Raw genomic sequence first — 20,629 nt, 5'->3', positions numbered from 1 at the left:
TTTTGACTATCCGTAGTGGGCGACAGGTGTCCCTGCAACGGCACACATATTCAGCAGACCGCGCGCCGTGATAGAGGGCGTCACCACGTGGCAGCGGTTGCCCATGCCCATCAGGATCGGCCCGACCTCCAGACCGCCGCCTTTCATCTTGAGGATGTTGCGCACCCCTGATGCGGCATCGGTATTTGCAAAAATCAGTGTGTTTGCGGCACCTGGCAAATGTGCGGCAGGAAACACGCGGTTGCGGAGTTCAACATCCAGAGCGGCATCAACGTGCATCTCGCCTTCATAGGCGAAATCGCGCGGTGCGCTGTCCAGAATTGCCATCGCCTCGCGCATCCGGCGGCCACTGTCGGTGTCGAGGTTGCCGAACTGGCTGTGTGAGCACAGGGCGATCTTCGGCTCGACCCCAAAGCGGCGGACGTGCCGTGCAGCACCAACAACGGTTTCGGCAATCTGCTGCGGTGTCGGCTCGGCATGGACCTGTGTGTCGGCAACAAACAGTGGGCCATCCTCAAGGATCATCAGTGACAGAGCACCGACAGGATGGAAGGTCTCTGTCCCGAGGATCTGGCAGGCGTAGTTCAGATGCCACAGGAATTGACCAAAGGTCCCGCAGATCATGCTTTCAGCTTCGCCGCGGTGGACCATCACAGCCGCAATTGCCGTGGTGTTGGTGCGCATGATCGCCTTTGCAAGATCGGGCGTGACCCCCTTGCGGGCCATCAGATCATGGTATGTGCCCCAGTAGTCGCGGTAGCGCGGGTCATTCTCAGGATTGACGATGCTGAAATCGACGCCGGGCCGGATGGTCAGGCCGGCGCGTTCGCAGCGACGCTCAATTACGTCCGGGCGGCCAATCAGGATGGGCGTATCCGTTGTTTCCTCAATCATCGCTTGCGAGGCTCGCAGCACACGTTCATCCTCGCCTTCGGCAAAGACGATCGTGCGTTCGGCGGTCCTTGCCGCGTCAAAGACCGGGCGCATGATCATCGCCGATTTGAAAACCGAACCATCCAGAGCGTCCTTATAAGCCTTGATGTCGGCAATCGGGCGCTTGGCTACACCCGTTTCAACGGCAGCCCCGGCAACAGCACTTGCAACGACGCCCATCAGTCGCGGATCGAAAGGCTTGGGGATCAGATAATCAGGCCCGAAGGTCAGTTGTTCGCCTTGATAGGCCGCAGCGGCCTCTGCGCTGGTTGTCGCGCGGGCAAGCGCGGCGATCCCTTCGACACACGCGATCTTCATGTCATCGTTGATCTCTGTCGCGCCTGCATCAAGCGCGCCCCGGAAGATGAAAGGAAAGCACAGGACGTTGTTGACCTGATTGGGGAAGTCACTGCGTCCGGTCGCGATGATCGCACCGGGGCTGGCCTCGCGCGCATCGTCAGGGTCGATTTCGGGGTTCGGATTGGCCAGCGCAAAGATGATGGGCCGCTCGGCCATCTTTTTGACCATCTCGGGTTTCAGAACACCCGGGCCGGACAATCCGAGAAAAAGATCCGCGCCCGCGATGACGTCATCAAGGGAGGCTGGCGTTGTGCCTTGCGCATATTCCGCCTTCTGCGGTGTCATATCCTTTTCGCGGCCCTTATAAACCAGGCCCTCGATGTCGCAGAGGTAGACGTTTTTGCGCTGAACCCCGAGTTTAAGGAGCATATTCAGGCAGGCGATCCCGGCCGCACCACCCCCTGTGCTGACGATCTTGATGTCCTCAAAGGACTTGCCAGCAATTTTCAGGGCATTCAAAGCGGCAGCGCCGACAACGATCGCGGTGCCGTGCTGATCGTCATGGAACACAGGAATATTCATCCGCTCACGACAGATCTTTTCCACGATAAAACAGTCCGGGGCTTTGATATCTTCAAGATTGATTGCACCGAACGTCGGCTCAAGCGCGCAGACAATGTCAGCCAGCTTTTCAGGGTCAGGTTCGTTCAATTCGATATCGAAGCAATCGATATTGGCGAATTTCTTGAACAGAACGGCCTTACCCTCCATCACGGGTTTCGAGGCCAACGCACCGATGTTGCCCAGACCCAGAACCGCAGAACCATTCGTGACGACCGCGACGAGGTTGCCGCGTGCTGTGTAGTCTCTGGCTGCGTCTGGTGTGTCCTTGATTTCGATGCAGGCTTCGGCCACGCCGGGTGAATAAGCGCGCGCCAGATCGCGCCCGTTCGCCATCGGTTTTGTTGCGCGAATTTCAAGTTTTCCGGGTTTCGGGAACTTATGATAGTCAAGCGCCGCCTGTCTGAAACTGTCTTTGGTATCGTCGCTCATGCTTGTTCCTCCAGATGGTTTAATATTAAACCATTTTCTTTCCCCAACGGAAGCCGTCGCCGTGATTAATCACGGATCGCCCGATCTTGCAATTCATTCCGTGCAAAGACAGGGTATCGGCTATGGAACATTCTGACGATATTCGCGCCGAAGTTTGCCTGCCGACGGTTGATCTCAAATCCGATCTCGGGTTCTTCGGATCTGTCCTGGGGATGCGGCTAGATATGATTTACCCGGCTGACGATCCGACGGTTGCGGTCTATTCCGGTCACGGGTTACGTGTGCGCCTAGATCAGACGGTGGGTGGTGCACCGGGCATACTGCGCATCCTGACTGACCGTCAGGAATTCGCCGACGGACAGCAGGTTTTGACGTCGCCTGGTGGCACACGCGTGGAGGTCCATCCGCTGAACCCGCCGCTGGAGCTGCCTGAGACCGAACATGCGTTTGTTGTCCGCAGGTTGGCTGATCAAGCGCCTTGGGTCATTGGTCGTGCGGGCATGCATTACCGCGACCTGATCCCAAACCGGTTGGGCGGTTCAATCATCGCCAGCCATATCCGTATCCCTGACGGTGGGCCGGTGCCGGATATGGTCCACTTTCACAAGGTCGGTTTCCAACTCATCTTTTGCTATCGCGGCTGGGTCGACGTTGTTTACGAGGATCAGGGCCCGCCGCTCCGCCTGACCGCTGGCGACTGCTTTATTCAGCCTCCAGAAATCCGGCACCGCGTTTTGGAGGCTTCAGACGGGATCGAAGTGATCGAAATCGGTGTTCCGGCGGAGCATATCACGGAGATCGACCATGAGATGAGCTTGCCAACGCCTCATCTGCGTCCAGATCGAGAGTGGCAGGGTCAGAAGTTCGTTTTCAATCAAGTCAAAGATGCCGTTTGGACCCCGTCAAGGCTGAGCGGCTTTGTGGCTCGGGACACAACGATCGCAGCAAATACAAGGAATGTTGCGGGGGTGAATGTTCTGCGGAAGGGGGACGGCAAGACCACTTGGGCACAACACGACGCTGACATCCATTTTACCTTTGTGATGGAAGGGAGCATGACGCTCGAGGGAGAAGGCAAAGAGCCGTTTTCCCTTTCACCCGGTGATGCGTTTGTCATCCCGCCGGGCATGCGCACACGCTATTCAGATCCGACTGACGATCTTGAACTGCTTGAAGTCACCTTGTCCGGCGCGTTTGAGACGATTTCTGATCGTTAGTTGCTTTCTGCAATCTCGCTCAACGCAGCGATCCGCTTTGCCGCCTGTGCCTGGCTCAGCGTGTCATCAAATGGCTCGCCGGTTGCCTCACACAATGCGCGCAGCTTGTCAGCCTGATCGCCGGTCATTGTCGCCTCGGCACTGTTTGGGGTGATGACCTCGGCAGGATCTTGGATAGGTTTTGTAGGTGTCGACATATTTCATCTCCGTTGACGTTACAGTTTCAACGCAAAAAGTGCGTCAGCGGTTCCTTGGGCAGGCTTGCATCCGCCAGCGCCTGCGGACAATCTGTGCGGATCAATCAAGGAGGCCATTGATGTCGCTGGTCGAGGACGCACGTCGGGTGCGTGAAAATGCGCATGCGCCATATTCGAAGTTCAAGGTGGGTGCGGCACTGATTGCCGGGTCAGGAAAGGTGTATTTGGGCTGCAACGTCGAAAACGTGGCATATCCGGAGGGGACCTGTGCCGAAGCCGGTGCCATCGCAGCGATGGTCGCTGGCGGGGATACCAGCATAACCGAAATCGCCGTGATCGCAGATAGTCCCAAGCCTGTCAGCCCATGCGGCGGATGCCGTCAGAAAATCGCCGAGTTCGCGTCAGGAGACGTTAGGGTGACACTGGCAACGACTGACGGTGTGGTCCATCAAACGACCGTCGCAGCGCTGCTTCCCGGCAGCTTTGACGCGGATTACATGAGCCGCGTCTAGCCTCGTGGATGCCAGAGCCATCATAGCTGCGGTCCGCGACCACAAGACGCCTTCACCAGAGGAACTGGCGTGGTTTGCGCGTGGTTTGGCAGACAAGTCTGTCAGCGATGCGCAGGCTGGTGCATTTGCGATGGCGGTTGTCCTCAATGGTTTGGACGAACAGGGGCGGATTGCACTGACCGAAGGGATGCGCGACAGCGGCGATGTCTTGCGCTGGGACCTGCCGGGTCCGGTTCTCGATAAGCATTCAACTGGTGGCGTTGGCGATTGTGTGTCGCTGATCCTCGCGCCGGTCTTGGCGGCTTGCGGTGCCTATGTGCCGATGATTTCAGGCAGGGGCCTTGGTCACACCGGCGGCACGCTCGACAAGCTTGAGGCGATCCCGGGCGTCAATATCAACGTGTCCGAGCAACAGTTGCGCCTAATCACGCGCGAAGTCGGCTGCGCTATCGTGAGCGCCACTAGCCGGATTGCACCAGCGGACCGCCGTCTTTATGCGGTGCGCGATGTGACCTCGACGGTTGAAAGCGTTGACCTCATCACAGCCTCGATCCTCTCAAAGAAGCTGGCAGCCGGTCTCAACAGTCTTGTTCTGGATATCAAATGCGGGACAGGCGCGTTTATGAAAACCCCGCAAAACGCGATCGCGCTTGCGCAGGCGCTTGTGACGACGGCTAATGGGGCAGGGTGCCGGACCGCTGGCCTGATCACAGACATGAATGAACCGCTGGCGCCAGCCCTGGGCAATGCGCTTGAGGTTGCCGTCTGCATGGAAGTGCTGTCCGGGAACACAGATGCCGCGCCACGCCTTTATGAACTGACGGTCGCGCTCTGCACGCAGTTGCTGATGATGCAAGGCGAGGACAACCCTGTCGCTGGTCGGAAAGTCAAAGATGCATTGCGCTCTGGCGCGGCGATGGAGCGTTTTGCGCATATGATCGCCGCAATGGGTGGACCGCCAGACATGGCGCAGGATTGGCCGACCCATCTTCCCAAAGCGCCAATCGTCGGTGAGGTCACGGCCGCAACGAGCGGGCATATCAGCGCCATCAACGGAGAAGCCCTCGGCCTTGCCGTCGTGGCTTTAGGCGGCGGACGACAGGTCGAAACCGATAAGATTGATCCCTCGGTGGGGCTCAGCGACGTTATTGGTTTGGGCGCACATGTGAACCGGGGTGATCCGCTCTGTGTGCTTCATGCGGCTGACGAGGATACGGCAATATCGGTGGCAGAAAAGGTGCGCGCTGCCTTCACCATCGGTGAGGCGACTACGCGCGGGCCACTTATTCTGGAGGGGCTTGCCTGATGGGACGTGTATTTTTGATCGTCATTGATAGCGTCGGCATCGGTGGCGCACCTGATGCAGATCAGTTCTTCAATGGCGATTTGCCTGATACCGGCGCCAATACTGTTGCGCATATCGCGCAGAATGTCGGTTTGAACGTCCCGACACTCGCGCAGCTTGGGTTGGGCCAGGCAGTCACCTGTGCATCCGGGATAGCCTTGCCCGGCTTTGCATCTTCGCCCAGCGGCGCGTGGGGTGCGGCGACAGAGGTATCAAAGGGCAAGGACACACCATCAGGACACTGGGAGCTTGCAGGCGTGCCCGTCCCTTGGGACTGGCATACATTCCCGAAAGCGACACCTGCATTTCCCGCCAAGGTCACAGAGGCGCTTTGCAAAGCCGCAGGCACCGAAGGCATTCTTGCCAACTGCCATGCATCAGGGACAGAGGTGATTGCTGATTACGGGGCAGAACATCTGCGCTCTGGTTGGCCCATCTGCTACACGTCGGTCGATAGTGTTCTGCAGATCGCGGCACATGAAGAGGCATTTGGCCTCGACCGTCTGTTGAAACTTTGTGCAGACGTCGCTCCGATGCTGCATGAGATGAAGGTCGGTCGCGTGATCGCTCGTCCCTTTATCGGCCATGAGGGGGCGTTTGAACGCACGGCGCATCGCAAGGATTTCGCAATCGCACCCCCGTCAAACACGATCTGTGATTATGTTCATGCCGCAGGCCGCAAGGTCTATGCGGTCGGCAAGATCGGCGACATTTTCTCAATGCGCGGGATTGATGATCTGCGCAAAGGACGGGATCGGGCCCTGATGGACCATCTCTTTGATCTGTCCGGTGAGGCTGCAGACGGCAGTTTTGTTTTTGCCAATTTGGTAGAGTTCGATAGCGAATACGGGCATCGCCGTGATGCCGCAGGCTATCGCGACCACCTGGAGTGGTTTGATGGACGCCTTGCCGATCTGATTGGAACGCTTCGCTCAGACGACATGCTGATCGTGACAGCCGATCACGGGAACGATCCCACGTGGTCAGGCACAGATCACACACGCGAGCGTGTGCCGGTCCTTGTCCATGGGATCGGCGCGCGCGAGCTGGGGCTTCTGGCCTTTACAGATGTGGCCGCATCTATCGCTGATTACCTCAATGTACCCTATGCGGGTGAAGGAAAGAGCTTTCTATGAGTTTCAAGTCGTTTCCCAAAGTCGAGTTGCACACGCACCTCGAAGGTTGCGCGCCGCCTGCATTCATTCGCGGCCTCGCACGCGAGAAAAAGATCGATATCGGCGGTATCTTTGACGCCGATGGTGGCTACGCCTTCCGCGACTTCGACCATTTTCTGAAAGTCTACGAAGCCGCGTGCACCACGCTGCAAACACCAGAGGATTTCCGCAGGCTGACGCTCGCAGTCCTCGAAGAGACGGCCGCAAACGGCGTGATCTATATGGAGACCTTCGTTTCACCGGATTTCTGTGGGGGCGGCGACCTTGCCGCGTGGAGGGATTACCTTGCTGCCATTGTCGATGCCGCCGATGAAGCCGAGACCAAGTTCGGGATTACCCTGCGTGGGATCGTGACTGGCATCAGGCATTTTGGTCCAGAGGCGTGCAAGCCTGCCGCGCGCTGTGCCGCCGAAACGAAAGGCCGCTTCATCACAGGTTACGGCATGGCCGGAGGCGAGATGGTCGGACGGCCCGGCGATTACGCTTACAGTTTTGATCTGGCGCGCGAAGCAGGGCTGAACCTCACCTGTCACGCTGGAGAATGGGGCGGGCCGTCAATGGTACGCGAGACGATCCGCGATCTCGGTGTGTCGCGCATCGGTCATGGGATCGGCGCTGCTGATGATCACGCGCTGATTGATGAAATTATGGAAAAGGATATCGTTCTTGAGGTGTGTCCCGGTTCAAACGTAGTGCTGAAGGCTGTTTCTGGCTGGCCAAGCCATCCGATTGCAAAGCTGAGAGACGCAGGCGTCAAGGTGACTGTTTCGACAGACGACCCGCCGTTCTTTCACACAACGATGACAAAGGAATTCGAAATGCTGCAACGCACCTTCGGCTGGGAAGAGGACGATTTCAACGCCCTGAACCGGACGGCCATTGCGGCTGCGTTTTGCGATGAAGACACCCGTGAGCGGATCGGCAGACAATTGGAGGAAACGCAATGACAGAGCATGTCACCCACGTCACCCACCCTTTGGTGCAGCACAAACTGACTCTGATGCGGCAGAAAGACACCTCGACCGCCGTCTTCAGACAGCTCTTGAGAGAGATCAGCCAGCTTTTGGCTTATGAGGTGACGCGCGGGTTGCCGATGACGACGAAGCCGATTGAGACACCGCTTGAACCAATGGATGCACCGGTCATCGACGGCAAGAAACTCGCGCTGGTCTCGATCTTGCGGGCGGGCAACGGTCTGCTTGACGGTGTGCTTGAGCTAATCCCGTCGGCAAGGGTTGGTTTTGTGGGTCTTTACCGCGACGAGGAAACTTTGGAGCCGGTTCAGTATTACTTCAAAGTTCCAACCGCCCTTGAGGACCGTTTGGTCATCGCTGTTGATCCGATGTTGGCCACCGGCAATTCATCGGTCGCCGCGATTGATCTGCTCAAAGAGGCGGGCGCGACGAACATCCGGTTTCTTTGTCTCTTGGCAGCTCCGGAAGGCATCGCACGGATGAAAGAGGCGCACCCCGATGTTCCAATCGTCACTGCAGCCATCGACAGCCACCTCAATGAGAAGGGCTATATCGTTCCGGGACTTGGCGATGCGGGCGACCGGATGTTCGGCACGCGTTAGGTTCAGGTGTCGCAGGCATTCCGAAGGCTGACCCAGTCACTGTCATTCAGGATCGGAGTGTAGCCAACACCGCTCAGCGGATCAGGTCCGAGTTCAGGGCGTGATCCCGTCAGTTTGTCGATTGCATTCACGTAAGGGCCAAAAGGCACACCAGCAGTTGCCAGTGCAGTTGCGATCACCTGCGGTTCTGGTGATTGGGCCTCTTCCTGTGCCAGACGCAAAGCATAGGCCTGCAAAGTTGCGTCGTCGATGCCGCCGGTTGTCAGCAATCGCAGCGTCGATCCCACGCCGGTTTCATCGAGTATCGGTTCCAGTGGATCATCCATCTCATCATCCATCCAGGCAGCCAGTATGAACCCGGCGGCGGAGGCTGGATCGTCGATAAGGCGCAACATGTCGGAACTGATCACAACGATGCCCCCAGGCAGTCGCAAGCTTCTTGCCGGAAGACTTGGCACGACGAAGATTTTGACTGGCGTTTCCGCCCCAAAAAGCCGCTCTGCCAGTCGGCCAGATGCACGTTTTGCTCTTGGGTCATCACAGACGGGTCCGGTCGTTTGCGTCATATGATCCAGCATGACCATCCCGATCTCACTGCGTTTTGCGGGCGGAACCACAGCCAGTGTTTGACGCGTCAGCGCTGATGGCAACCAGAGCGTCGCAAGAAGAACCGCAGCGGTAATCCCCAGTCCAGTCAGCCACAGACGCAGTTTGCCTGGGTGAGGGCGTGACTTTGAAAGTGCTTTGCGGACCTCTTCGATGGCTTCAACCATTGTGTCGTCGCTGATCTCCAGCAGTTCGCTTTCGTCCTCGTCGGGGACATAGAGGGCAGGTTGAACCCCTTGGTTCTTGCGGATGAGGGCGGTGAGCGACCAATGCGCCAAAGGCCGGCCGGCTTGATCTGCAATCACAAGTGTGGCTTTTCCAAACGAGATCACGACGTCACGGCGTTGGTCATCCGGCGTCGCGCGCCAGAGCGCATCGCTTTCCAACCGCACATACCGTTCAAGCGCTGTCATCTACTGCCCGCCATTTTTCAGAAATCCTAGCTTCTTTCAGGCGGTTTGTCATGCAGCGCGGTGCGCTGCAAGCGACGGCACACGCCGCAGACGAGTGAAAGCGAGGAAGGGACTAAAGCGCCTTTGCCAGCTTCCGCAATTCAAATTTCTGGATCTTGCCGGTCGACGTCTTCGGGAGTTCCTGAAAGATGACGTGCTTGGGGCACTTGAAGCCCGCCAGGCGCTGGCGCGTAAATGCAATGATGTCGACTTCGTCCGCTTGCTCGCCTTCCTTCAGTTCGACAAATGCACACGGCACCTCGCCCCACTTTTCATCCGGTTTTGCGACCACGGCGCAGAGGTTTACCGCTGGATGATGCATCAATGCGCCCTCGACTTCGACAGAGCTGATATTTTCGCCACCCGAGATGATGATGTCCTTTGCACGGTCTGAAATCTGAATTGAGCCGTCAGGATGCTGGATCGCCAAGTCCTCTGAATGGAAATAGCCGCCAGCAAATGCCTTCTCTGTGGCGCGCGGGTTTTTGAGATAGCCTTTCATGACGGCATTGCCGCGCATGACAATTTCGCCTTGTGTCGCGCCGTCCGCTGGCACCTGACACATGTTTTCATCCACGACCGTCACGTCTTCCATCATTGGAAATGCAACACCTTGGCGGGCTTTGATTGCGGCCTGTTCGTCATCAGGCAGGTCATTCCATGCATCGTCCCAGATACATTCGGTGACATGACCATATGTCTCAGTAAGGCCGTAAACCTGCTTGACGTTGAATCCGAGCTTGCCGATTGCAGCGAGCGTTGCCGGGGCAGGCGGGGCGCCGGCCGTGAACACCTCAACTGTGTGGTCAAATGGCTTGCGGTCTTCTTGCCGGGCGTTGACCAGCATATTCAGCACGATGGGTGCCCCGCCGAAATGTGTCACGCCTTCATTGGCGATCGCGTCATAGATGTTCTCTGCCGTAATGTCGCGGCAGCACACAACGGTTCCGCCAAGCGCTGGCATCATCCAGGTATGGTTCCAGCCATTGCAGTGGAACAAAGGCACAATCTGAAGATACCGCATGAACAGCGGCAATTCCCAACTGATCGGGGTGCCCATGGTCATTAGGTAGGTACCTCGGTGATGGTAAACCACGCCTTTGGGACGGCCCGTGGTGCCCGACGTGTAGTTCAAAGCAAGGCTTTCCCATTCATCCTGTGGGAGCACCCAAGGAAACTCGGGATCGCCGGTGGCCAGAAAGTCCTCATAGTCCTGCTGTTCACCGATCCCTGCGATGCCTGCTTCGGTGTCGGGGACTTCGATAATCAGTGGCGGCTCGGTCTCCATAATCTCCAGCGCTTCCATGGCGAGAGGTAGGAACTGGCTGTCCACCAGCGCGACCTTGGCTTCACCATGCTCTAGGATGTAGGTGACCGTATCGACATCCAGTCTGGTGTTGATTGTATTCAGAATGGCACCGCATGCCGGAACGCCAAAGGCTGCTTCGGATTGGGCTGGCACGTTTGGCAGGATGGTTGCGACCACGTCGCCTGGCTCAACACCCACTTTGGTCAGGGCTGAGGCAAGGCGCGACACGCGACGGTAATAGCGCCCGTAAGACAGGCGCGTGTTGCCATAGACCAAGGCTTCACGGTCAGCAAAGACCAGCGCCGCCCTTTGCAGATGCGACAGCGGCGTAAGCGGTACATAGTTCGCCGCTCTTTTGCCCAGACCGGTTTCTTCGCGCATCCAACCCATGCTGATCTCCTACATATACGGCACTTTGAGGGTTGAGTATCGCGTCAGATTGTTGAGTTTGAAAGACGAAATTGTGGCCGGAAAGGGATCATAGATGGCGACAGATGTGGCACCGGCCAAAGCCGCCCTCTGGGTGCTGGTCGGAATGGCGACCTTGGGCTTCTCGGATAATCTGATTGTTCATCTGACGGACGACAGCTCGCTTTGGCAGTTCCATCTGATGCGCAGCCTGATGGTTCTTGCCATGCTTGGCTTGGTGGCAGCATCGGGTTTTGGCGGGTTGCGACCACGGCGGTGGACCGCAGTTGCAGGGCGAAGTGCGATCCTCGGTGTGGCCCTTTTGATCTATTTCGGCTGCCTTGCGATCATGCCCATCGGTGTTGTGGTCGCAGGTTTCTTCACAGCACCTTTGTTTGTCGCGCTCATTTCTTCGATCTATCAGCGAAAGCCCTTGGCTGGCCGTCAGTGGGTCGCAGTGGCTTTGGGGTTCTGCGGTGCCGTTCTGGTCATCCGTCCTGATCCTCAGGCAATCGATTGGGTGAGTTTCCTGCCTGTCTTGGCAGGTTTATGTTATGCGGTCGGTGCAGTCGCGACGCGTGCTTGGTGCGAGGGGGAGGGGACCATGACGCTTAGCGCTGGGTTCTTCTTGGCACTGGGCCTCTTTGGCGTGATCGGTTGCATTGTGCTTCCAGGCACGGGCAGTGGGCCAGACGGATTTTCTGCGCGAGGGTGGATGCCGTTGACCAGCGATATGTTGCTTTGGCTCGCGGTGCTGGCCGTTGGTGCAATGATTGGTATTTTCTGCATTTTTCGCGGCTATCAAGTCGGCGAGGCAAGCCATGTGGCTGTCTTTGAGTATTCGTTGCTGATCTTTGCCAGCGGTTGGGCCTGGTATTTGTGGGGGCAGACGATCCCGCCGCTGGGTTTTTTGGGCATGGCACTGATTATTCTCTCCGGTGTCATCGTTACGCTAAGGCGCAGAGCGTGATCATTTCGCCGAAACGTAAGTTTGCCTTCGTGCACATCCCGAAGACAGGTGGGACGAGCTTCATGCGCGCTTATGAGGACCGTGCCGCTGCTGATGACATCCTGATCGGAGACACTCCCAAAGCCCGACGAAGGCGGCATCGACTGGACCGACTGAAAACCCCGGGCCGACTATGGAAGCACAGCCGTATGTCGGACGTCGGCGATCTGGTTGGTGAGGACTTCTTGGTCTGCGCGCTGGTCCGAAACCCGTGGGACCGCATGGTCAGTTACTATTACTGGCTTCGCGCACAATCATTCTCGCATCCTGCCGTAGCCATCGCAAAGTCTCAGGAATTCAAAGCGTTCCTGCGAGATCCGTCAATCCAGAACGCGGAACGCAATAGCGCGGCCAAGTCTTATGTCAGGGGTTCCGATGGCGCAAACAGACAGACGGTCTTTGTCCGGATCGAATTTCCGGACGATTTCGCACCTGTCTGGGAGCACTTGGGCTTTCGCCTGACCTTGCCCCATCTCAATGCATCAGAGCGCGCCAAAGACTGGCGGGTTTACTATGGACCCGAAGAGATTGAGATCGTTGCTGACCTCGCAGGGCAGGACATCGCTCAGTTCGGTTACAGCCCGGAATGAAAAAAGGCGCCCGGATGGGGCGCCCTTGTTTGGTTAAGCTGCTTTTGCATCTGAGCCGAAGCGTTTGTAGAACTCTTGCCCCTTATCAGCCATTTCGCGCAACAATGCCGGTGTCTTGAAGCGGTCACCGTAGGCCTCTGTCAGCGCATCGCAGCGATCAGCGGCGTAAGGCGCGCCGATCATATCAAGCCAGCTGAATGGGCCGCCAGACCAAGGCGCAAAACCCCAGCCAAGGATCGCACCCACGTCACCTTCGCGGATGTCTTCCAAAACGCCTTCTTCCAAGGCACGGACAGCTTCGAGGACCTGTGCAAAGAGCAGGCGATGCTGGACCTCAATCAGATCAGGTTGCTCGTCCGAAGCCGGGTATTGTGCGGCCAGACCTTCCCAAAGGCCCTGACGCTTGCCCTTCTCGTCATATTCATAGAAGCCCGCGTTCGATTTGCGACCCAGACGGCCTTCGTCAAACATCCAGAAAAGGACTTCGTCGACTTCGCCGTCAGGGTAGGAGTCGCCCATTGCCGCTTTCGTCGCTTTCGCGATCTTCACACCCAGATCGACGGAGGTTTCGTCAACCAGTTGCAACGGACCAAGCGGCATACCGACCAATTTGGCAGCATTTTCGATCAGTGCAGGCTCAACACCTTCTTTCACCATACGAATACCTTCGTTGATGTAAGGAATGATGCAGCGGTTGGCATAGAAGAAGCGCGCATCATTGACGACGATTGGTGTCTTCTTGATTTGGCGCACGTAGTCGAGCGCCTTGGCCACCGCCACGTCGCCGGTCTCTTTGCCCTTGATGATCTCGACCAACAACATCTTGTCGACAGGCGAGAAGAAGTGAATCCCGATGAACTTTTCAGGGTCGGCTGAGGCCTTGGCAAGCTCGGTGATTGGCAAAGTCGACGTATTGGTCGCAAAGACACAGTCAGGTCCGGTGACGGCTTGCACTTTCTGTGTCACTTCGGCCTTGACGCCCACGTCCTCGAACACAGCCTCAACGATCAGATCGCAACCGGCCAGCGCATCATAGTCTGTGGTGGCATTGATCAGACCAAGAACCGCGTCCTTCTTCTCTTGAGTGACTTTCTTGCGTGCCATGCCCTTATCGAGATGTGCTTCGGTGTAGGATTTACCTTTGTCCGCAGCTTCCTGAGAGTTGTCGATGAGAACGACCTCAATGCCAGCAAGGGCTGAGACAAGTGCGATACCGGCACCCATCATACCAGCACCGATGACACCGACTTTTGAAACCTTCTGATCAGCCGCATCTGGACGGTTTGCACCCTTTTCCAACGCTTCCTTGTTCACAAAGAGGCTGCGGATCATCGCAGAGGACGACGGGTTCATCAAAACGTTGGTGAACCAGCGTGCCTCGATTTTGATTGCCGTGTCGAATGGCACCAGTGCGCCTTCATAAACGGCAGAAAGCAACGCTTTGGCCGCTGGATAAACACCTTGGGTCTTTCCGTTCACCATCGCGGACGCACCAACGAAGGTCATGAAGCCAGCCGGGTGGTAAGGGGCACCGCCTGGCATTTTGTACCCCTTTTCGTCCCATGGTTTGACGATCTTTGGCTCGGACAGAACCCATGCCTTTGCAGCGCTCAACAATTCATCTGCAGGCACTACCTCGTCGATGACCCCTGCGGCTTTCGCCTTCTTGGGATCGTTCAGCTTGCCTTCGAGCAAGAGCGGCGACGCGCCCATTGCACCAAGCTTGCGTGACAGACGCGTTGTGCCTCCGGCACCCGGGAAGATGCCAACAAGAATTTCAGGCAAGCCGATTTTCGCCTTAGGGTTATCTGCCGCGATGATGTAGTGGCATGAAAGTGGAATCTCGAGGCCGATACCCAATGCAGTGCCTGGAAGTGCGGCCACAAACGGTTTGCCGCCTTTGTTGGTCTTTGGGTCCATACCAGCGCGCTCGATTTTGCGCATGATGCGGTGGGCGTTCATGATGCCATCAAAAAGGCCTTTGGCCGGATCATCGCCAGCCATTTCCTTCATCTTGGCAATGACCTTGAGGTCCATGCCGCCAGCAAAACTGCCAGGCTTTCCCGACGTGATGATCGCGCCCTTGATCGCATCGTCTTCAAGCACCTGATCAACAAGTGCCTCCAGATCGTCCCATGCCTCAAGGGTCATGACGTTCATGGACTTGCCAACCGTGTCCCAGGTGATTGTGGCGACGCCGTCGGCGTCAGTGCTCAATGTAAAGTCTGTCATTTCGTTTTCCGCTGTTCAGGCTCTGCCAGAGCCTCCGTTAAAATTTATCCGGGATCCTCACTCGGTTCCCGCGTCATTCTGTGCTGCGAGGGCCATCGCCTTGGCGCGCCCGTCATTCTTGTCGAGAGCGTATTCCCCGCTGGTAACTTTCCACGTCGTTCCAATTTTCTCGATTGTCGAAAAAACAGGTTGGCGGACAGTTTCCCCGTGAGTCGGGGAGCGCGTCACAGTGGTATGGGTTGAGACAACCTTCGTGGGTGACAGATAGGCGGCCTCAACGACCTTGCGGTCCAGTTCAACAACGCCGGTTTCGACGTAGTGGGCATGAACGCCCTCGAAAACCCGGCGCAGATCGTCCAGCGTTGCCACGCTGATCCTTTGATCGAGGGTCACGATGGTTTGCGGCACCTGGAAGACGCTGGCAAACATCTCGAAATCACCGGAGAGGAGCGCCTCGCCGGTGACCTCAAGAACCGCCATGGCAATGTCACTTGCTGAGATGAGATTGCTCTCGGACAATGATCACACCCGCTCGATGATTGTCGCAGCACCCATGCCTGAGGCGATGCAAAGCGTCGCAAGACCAGTGCCTTTGCCAGTGCGCTCAAGCTCGTCCAGCAGGGTACCGATGATGATCGCGCCGGTGGCACCAAGCGGGTGACCCATCGCGATCGAACCGCCATTGACGTTGACGACGCTGTCATCCACGTCAAAGGCCTGCATGAAGCGCAGCACCACCGAAGCGAATGCTTCGTTGACCTCAAACAAGTCGATGTCGCCGATGGCCATGCCGCCGTCAGCCAGAATTTTCTCGGTCACCGGCACAGGACCCGTCAGCATGATCGTCGGGTCGGTCCCGATTTTCGCGGTGGCCCTGATGCGCGCGCGCGGCTTCAGACCGTTGGCCTCGCCCCATTCTTTAGAACCGATCAACAGACCTGCTGCACCATCGACAATTCCCGACGAGTTGCCGGCGTGATGGATGTGGTTGATTTTCTCAAGATGCGGATACTTCATCAGCGCAACTTTATCGAAGCCCGGCATCACCTCGCCCATCGCCTGGAAGGCAGGGTTCAATGAGCCCAACGTCTGCATGTTGGTCTCAGGCCGCATGTATTCGTCGTGGTCGAGAATTGGCAGGCCATTGACGTCTTTGACGGCCACGATGGACTTTTCAAAACGGTTATCGTCCCAAGCCGCCTTGGCGCGCTTCTGGCTCTCCATGGCAAGCTGGTCGGCATCATCGCGGCTAAAGCCGTATTCCGTCGCGATGATATCAGCAGAGATGCCTTGCGGTACGAAATAGGTTTCCATCGCAATGGACGGGTCCACAGCGATCGCCGCCCCATCGGAACCCATCGCGACACGACCCATCATTTCGACACCACCGGCGATATACGCCCCACCGGCACCGCCCTTGACCTGGTTTGCGGCAAGGTTCACCGCTTCCATGCCCGAAGCACAAAAGCGGTTGATCGCAAGACCCGGGATCGACTGGTCAAGGTCCGATGCGAGCACAGCCGTGCGGGCAAGGCAGCCGCCCTGTTCGCCCACTTGGGTCACATTGCCCCAAATCACATCTTCGACGGCATGGCCTTCAAGACCGTTGCGGTCCTTGAGGGCGTTCAGCACGCCAGCCGACAGGCGTGCCGAGGTGACTTCGTGCAAACTGCCGTCCTTGCGGCCTTTGCCGCGCGGTGTACGGATTGCATCAAAGATATAGGCTTCGGTCATTATTTCCTCCGGTTATTCCACGGCACCCAAGGCGCGCGGCATCAAATCATAGGGGTGTTTCCAACCTGGCTGGTCAGCGATTGCATCCAGCCACGTGTCGATGTTCGGGTAGTGCTGACGATCAAACGTAAAGTGCTCGGGATAGAAGAGGTATCCACAGCACGCGATGTCAGCGATTGTGATCTCGTCTCCAGCAAGCCATTTCTGGCTGCCCAAATGCGTCTCCATGACCTTGAGCGCAGAGGCCAGGCGCATCGCCAAAAAATCGTTCACCTCCGCATTGCGCTTTTCTTCAGGCAGAAAATTCATGTTGAAGCGCAAGGAACCGGCGACACCGCTGACCTTGTGGTTGTCAAAAAACATCCAGCGCAAGACCTCACGGCGCTCAGCTGCGGATTTCCCGCCCAGCTTGCCGGTTTTGCTGCTGATATAATCCTGAATGACAGCAGATTGGGTCAGAACAGTATCGCCATCTTCCAACACAGGGACTTCGCCCATGACGTTAAGGGCACGGTATTCCGGTGTGCGGGTGGCGCCTTTGAAGAAATTCACAAAGGCGACCTCCCACGGCTCTTCGGCCAGTGTCAGAGTTAACGCCGCCTTGTAGGCGTTTCCGCTTTCGCCAAAGCAATGCAGTTTCATCGTCCGCGCTCCTCCCAGAACGGCGGCCCGTTTTCGCGGGCCGGATTTGAGTTTTTGGCCAAGATGAAGGGAGGCGATTCCGCGTTAGCAGAACGTTAACCCTAATGGCCGACCCTCGGAGCGCGCCAATAGCTGGAGAGCGACTTGGCGTCCAAGGTGAAGCCCCGGTTCTTGTCTCAAGGCCGGGGTGGAGCTTCCACCTTCATCTTGGCCTAAAAACTCCCGCCGGAGGCTCCGAGGGGTATCACTGGCGGCGCGATCCGGTCACTGGATTGCGCCGCCTGCAGTATCACGAGAGCGAGGCCTTAGAAGTTTGCGGCCTCAAGTGCCATGACAGTGTCGGCACCGGTATTGATGCGGGCAAGATGCATCGATGTGGCTGGCAGTTGGCGCGCCATGTAGTAGCGGCCAGTCGCGATTTTGGTTTCGTAGAATGCGGTGTCAGATGCACCGGCCTCCAGCGCTTCCATCGCAGCCTTCGCCATCCGTGCCCACATCAGACCAAGGCAGACGTGACCCATCATGTGCATGAAGTCATAAGAGCCTGACAGCGCATTGTTGGGGTTCTTCATGCCATTCTGCATGAAATACATGCCAGCGGCTTGCAGGTCTTTCGACGCGGCTTTCAGCGGATCAAGGAAGTCCTTTTTCAGCGCTTCGTTGCCTTCGTTCTCTTTGATGAAAGTCTTGATCATTTCAAAGAACGCCATGACATGCTTGCCGCCGTCCTGTGCGAGCTTGCGGCCCACAAGGTCAAGTGCCTGAATGCCGTTCGCGCCTTCATAGATCATGGCAATACGCGCATCGCGCGCATACTGTGACATGCCCCATTCTTCGATGTAGCCATGGCCACCGTAGACCTGCTGGGCCGCTGTTGCATACTCAAAGCCCTTATCGGTCAGGAAACCTTTGATGACCGGTGTCATAAGCGAGATGAGGCCGTCAGCGTCCGCGTCGTTGTTCTTGTGGGCGCGGTCGATCAGATAGGCCCCCCAGAAGGTGAAAGCACGTGCACCTTCGACGAAGGACTTCTGGTCCATCAGGTTGCGGCGGATATCAGGATGCACGATCAGCGGATCGGCGGGACCGTCAGGGTTCTTGGCGCCGGTGACATCGCGTCCCTGCAGACGATCAACAGCATAGGCAACCGCATTCTGGTAGGCGCTTTCGGCTTGCGCGTAGCCCTGCAGGCCGACGCCAAGACGCGCTTCGTTCATCATCGTGAACATCGCACGCATGCCTTTGTGCTCTTCGCCGACAAGATAGCCAACGGCCTCGTCGTAGTTCATCACACATGTCGAGTTGCCGTGGATGCCCATCTTTTCTTCGATCTTGCCAACGGCGACACCGTTGCGCTGACCCAGCGAGCCGTCATCGTTCACAAGGAACTTGGGCACGATGAAGAGGGAGACGCCTTTGATGCCTTCCGGACCGCCCTGAATTTTGGCCAGTACGAGGTGGATGATGTTTTCAGCCATGTCGTGTTCACCGGCGGAGATGAAGATCTTTTGGCCGGAGATTTTGTAGCTGCCATCACCCTGAGGGACTGCTTTGGTGCGCATCAGACCCAAGTCGGTGCCGCAGTGCGGCTCAGTCAGGTTCATGGTGCCGGTCCACTCGCAAGTGACCATCTTGGGCAGGTATTTCTGCTTTTGCTCTTCCGAACCATGCGCATGGATTGCCGAATAGGCGCCATGCGTCAGGCCCTGATACATATTGAAGGCCATGTTGGCAGAGACAAACGGTTCCTGTGCCGCTGTGTGCATCACATATGGCAGACCCTGGCCGCCGTATTCCGGATCGCAGTCCATTGCGGTCCAGCCGCCTTCTTTCATTTGCTCAAACGCTTCTTTGAAACCGGTCGGAGTACGAACCACGCCGTTTTCCAGAACGCAACCTTCCGTGTCGCCCACGACGTTCAGCGGGTGGAGCACTTCAGATGCGACCTTACCGGCCTCTTCGACAACCGCATTGGTAAAGTCGCGGTCGAGATCCTCGAACCCGGGAATATCCTGTTCGCTGACTTTCAGCAGGTCATGCAGCACAAACTGAATGTCTTTTGTGGGTGCATTGTAGATCGGCATCTTGTGTCTCTCCGTTTGGGTTGGTCTCGGGCGTGCCTTTAGGCAGCCGAGGATTTTTTCTTGGCAAGTTGCGCAAGCTTTTCAGCGCCCCAGGCCATTTGCTCTTTCAGCTCACCGATTGCTTCTTCCAGCTCGGCCTTTTGGGCCTCCATCGCTGCGAGGTGCCGTTCGGCAAGAACGTATGTCTTTGACAACTGAGCTTCCTGACCGTCGTTCATGTGGTACAGGTCGAGCAGTTGGCGGATTTCTTCGAGGCTAAAGCCGAAGCGCTTGCCGCGCAGGATCAGCTTCAGTCGTGCGCGGTCGCGCTTTGTGAAAAGGCGCTTCTGCCCTTCGCGGATCGGGAAAAGCAGTTCCTTGGCTTCGTAAAAACGAAGTGTGCGTGGCGTCACATCAAATGCGTCACACATTTCTCGAATATTCAGCGTCTCGGTCGTCATCTGTTCATTCCTATGTGCGTGTTCCGAATGCCATGCACTTGCGAAGGATATAGGCACCATACAAGCAAAGTTGACGCGCACGTAAACGTAACGTGGCGTCACAGCGAAGCTGACGAAAGGTCAGGAAAAAACGAGGTGGAATTGACGCAATAAAAATTCTCGGAAGATTTTCAATTTTGTCGCCGCAAACGTTTTAAGTATGGGATTTTGGACTCTTTGTTGTCCATCCAGAAACGTCGGATCAACGCCGGAGGACAAGGAGGCAGGTCGATTGGTTGCCCAAATACTCATCTCATTGTGAGGTTCGTTTGGCGAAGCGCCGCTGCTTATCCGAGTGTTTCGGCGGTCTCGTCTCTGAGATTCTGCAATTCCTGAATCGTCTCTTCGAGCTGCTTTTTCTGGTCGGCCAACTCCACCAACTGCTTGTCAGCCAGCGCCACCCATTCGCGCATCTGCGCCTCAGTACCTTCGTGTTCGTAGATCAGCAGCCATTGACGGATGTCTTCAAGCGAGAACCCGAAACGGCGCCCGCGCAGAATGAGTGTCATCCTCGCAAGTTCTTTGGGTCCGTAAAAACGCGAGCGTCCTTCTTTCTCAGGCGAGAGAAGTTCGATGTATTCATAGTAGCGGAGCGTGCGCGGTGTCACATCGAATTTCGCGCACATTTCTTTAAATGACAGGCGTATTTCTGACATTAATTCCTCCCTGCGCCATACCGTAGCGTCAAGGGTAGGTGTGCACAACGCCATATCCAGCCCTGTGGTCACAAACTCGCCGGCGGCAGAACTGGCAAATGGTTGCCAAAGTCTGTAACG

Annotated in this window: 19 protein-coding genes; 8 read left to right on the top strand and 11 right to left on the bottom strand. The window is 57.0% G+C overall.

Annotation, left to right across the window (positions count from 1 at the left end):
- Nucleotides 1-6: 6 nt before the first annotated feature.
- A complete protein-coding gene (locus BM316_RS09325; protein ID WP_090206834.1) occupies nt 7-2,286 on the bottom strand; it encodes an NADP-dependent malic enzyme in 2,280 nt (759 codons plus the stop codon).
- A 122-nt stretch (nt 2,287-2,408) separates the two neighbouring features.
- Between BM316_RS09325 and BM316_RS09320 the strand changes: the two genes are divergently transcribed.
- Nucleotides 2,409-3,503 (top strand): cupin domain-containing protein, encoded by a 1,095-nt coding sequence (locus BM316_RS09320; RefSeq protein ID WP_090206832.1) that lies wholly within the window; start codon nt 2,409-2,411, stop codon nt 3,501-3,503.
- Here BM316_RS09320 and BM316_RS09315 read toward each other — a convergent pair.
- Nucleotides 3,500-3,700 carry a DUF3072 domain-containing protein gene (locus BM316_RS09315; RefSeq protein WP_090206829.1) on the bottom strand — a complete coding sequence of 67 codons (201 nt, stop codon included), beginning with the start codon at nt 3,698-3,700 and terminating at the stop codon, nt 3,500-3,502. The genes BM316_RS09320 and BM316_RS09315 overlap by 4 nt on opposite strands.
- 116 nt (nt 3,701-3,816) lie before the next feature.
- On the opposite strand from BM316_RS09315, the gene BM316_RS09310 reads away from it, so the two are divergent.
- From BM316_RS09310 to upp, 5 genes are read left to right on the top strand one after another with little or no spacing between them, the layout of a single operon-like run.
- The gene (locus BM316_RS09310; RefSeq protein WP_278246875.1) at nt 3,817-4,212 is read left to right on the top strand and encodes a cytidine deaminase; all 396 of its coding nucleotides are present in this window, start codon (nt 3,817-3,819) and stop codon (nt 4,210-4,212) included.
- A 4-nt stretch (nt 4,213-4,216) separates the two neighbouring features.
- Nucleotides 4,217-5,518, top strand: coding sequence for a thymidine phosphorylase (locus BM316_RS09305; RefSeq protein ID WP_090206823.1), 1,302 nt, complete (start codon nt 4,217-4,219; stop codon nt 5,516-5,518).
- Complete coding sequence (locus BM316_RS09300; protein WP_090206821.1) at nt 5,518-6,693, top strand: phosphopentomutase; 1,176 nt, start codon at nt 5,518-5,520, stop codon at nt 6,691-6,693. Before BM316_RS09305 ends, BM316_RS09300 begins: the two co-directional genes overlap by 1 nt.
- Complete coding sequence (locus BM316_RS09295; protein ID WP_090206819.1) at nt 6,690-7,679, top strand: adenosine deaminase; 990 nt, start codon at nt 6,690-6,692, stop codon at nt 7,677-7,679. Before BM316_RS09300 ends, BM316_RS09295 begins: the two co-directional genes overlap by 4 nt.
- Nucleotides 7,676-8,308 (top strand): uracil phosphoribosyltransferase, encoded by a 633-nt coding sequence (upp, locus tag BM316_RS09290; RefSeq protein WP_090206816.1) that lies wholly within the window; start codon nt 7,676-7,678, stop codon nt 8,306-8,308. Before BM316_RS09295 ends, upp begins: the two co-directional genes overlap by 4 nt.
- 2 nt (nt 8,309-8,310) lie before the next feature.
- Here upp and BM316_RS09285 read toward each other — a convergent pair whose 3' ends face one another.
- Together BM316_RS09285 and BM316_RS09280 are read right to left on the bottom strand one after the other, a co-directional pair.
- Nucleotides 8,311-9,327 carry a hypothetical protein gene (locus tag BM316_RS09285; protein WP_090206813.1) on the bottom strand — a complete coding sequence of 339 codons (1,017 nt, stop codon included), beginning with the start codon at nt 9,325-9,327 and terminating at the stop codon, nt 8,311-8,313.
- Between the two features lie 112 nt (nt 9,328-9,439).
- Nucleotides 9,440-11,065: an AMP-binding protein gene (locus tag BM316_RS09280; RefSeq protein ID WP_090206811.1), complete on the bottom strand. Its 1,626-nt coding sequence runs from the start codon at nt 11,063-11,065 to the stop codon at nt 9,440-9,442.
- A 94-nt stretch (nt 11,066-11,159) separates the two neighbouring features.
- Between BM316_RS09280 and BM316_RS09275 the strand changes: the two genes are divergently transcribed.
- Both BM316_RS09275 and BM316_RS09270 read left to right on the top strand, forming a co-directional pair.
- Entirely contained in the window at nt 11,160-12,053 is an 894-nt protein-coding gene (locus BM316_RS09275; RefSeq protein ID WP_090206809.1) for a DMT family transporter, read from the top strand.
- Nucleotides 12,050-12,682, top strand: coding sequence for a sulfotransferase family 2 domain-containing protein (locus BM316_RS09270; RefSeq protein WP_090206806.1), 633 nt, complete (start codon nt 12,050-12,052; stop codon nt 12,680-12,682). The genes BM316_RS09275 and BM316_RS09270 overlap by 4 nt, the downstream gene beginning before the upstream one ends.
- Nucleotides 12,683-12,715: 33 nt before the next feature.
- Here the strand turns inward: BM316_RS09270 and BM316_RS09265 are convergent, their stop codons facing one another.
- The 7 genes from BM316_RS09265 to BM316_RS09235 form a co-directional block, all read right to left on the bottom strand.
- The gene (locus BM316_RS09265) at nt 12,716-14,914 is read right to left on the bottom strand and encodes a 3-hydroxyacyl-CoA dehydrogenase NAD-binding domain-containing protein (RefSeq protein ID WP_090206805.1); all 2,199 of its coding nucleotides are present in this window, start codon (nt 14,912-14,914) and stop codon (nt 12,716-12,718) included.
- 57 nt (nt 14,915-14,971) lie between these two features.
- On the bottom strand, nt 14,972-15,394 hold the full coding sequence (locus BM316_RS09260; RefSeq protein WP_090206803.1) for a hypothetical protein: 423 nt from the start codon (nt 15,392-15,394) through the stop codon (nt 14,972-14,974).
- A 42-nt stretch (nt 15,395-15,436) separates the two neighbouring features.
- Nucleotides 15,437-16,648, bottom strand: coding sequence for an acetyl-CoA C-acetyltransferase (locus tag BM316_RS09255; protein WP_090206800.1), 1,212 nt, complete (start codon nt 16,646-16,648; stop codon nt 15,437-15,439).
- 12 nt (nt 16,649-16,660) lie between these two features.
- Nucleotides 16,661-17,290 carry a glutathione S-transferase family protein gene (locus tag BM316_RS09250; protein WP_090206797.1) on the bottom strand — a complete coding sequence of 210 codons (630 nt, stop codon included), beginning with the start codon at nt 17,288-17,290 and terminating at the stop codon, nt 16,661-16,663.
- A 305-nt stretch (nt 17,291-17,595) separates the two neighbouring features.
- Entirely contained in the window at nt 17,596-19,374 is a 1,779-nt protein-coding gene (locus BM316_RS09245; RefSeq protein WP_090206793.1) for an acyl-CoA dehydrogenase C-terminal domain-containing protein, read from the bottom strand.
- Between the two features lie 38 nt (nt 19,375-19,412).
- Complete coding sequence (locus BM316_RS09240; protein WP_090206790.1) at nt 19,413-19,814, bottom strand: MerR family transcriptional regulator; 402 nt, start codon at nt 19,812-19,814, stop codon at nt 19,413-19,415.
- Nucleotides 19,815-20,140: 326 nt separating this feature from the next.
- Nucleotides 20,141-20,509 carry a MerR family transcriptional regulator gene (locus BM316_RS09235; protein ID WP_090206788.1) on the bottom strand — a complete coding sequence of 123 codons (369 nt, stop codon included), beginning with the start codon at nt 20,507-20,509 and terminating at the stop codon, nt 20,141-20,143.
- Between the last annotated feature and the right edge of the window lie 120 nt (nt 20,510-20,629).

The organism is Yoonia litorea, from assembly GCF_900114675.1.
Taxonomy (GTDB): Bacteria; Pseudomonadota; Alphaproteobacteria; order Rhodobacterales; family Rhodobacteraceae; genus Yoonia; species Yoonia litorea.
The sequence above is the reverse complement of the archived record's forward strand: the minus strand, read 5'-3'. Positions and strand labels throughout refer to the sequence as shown.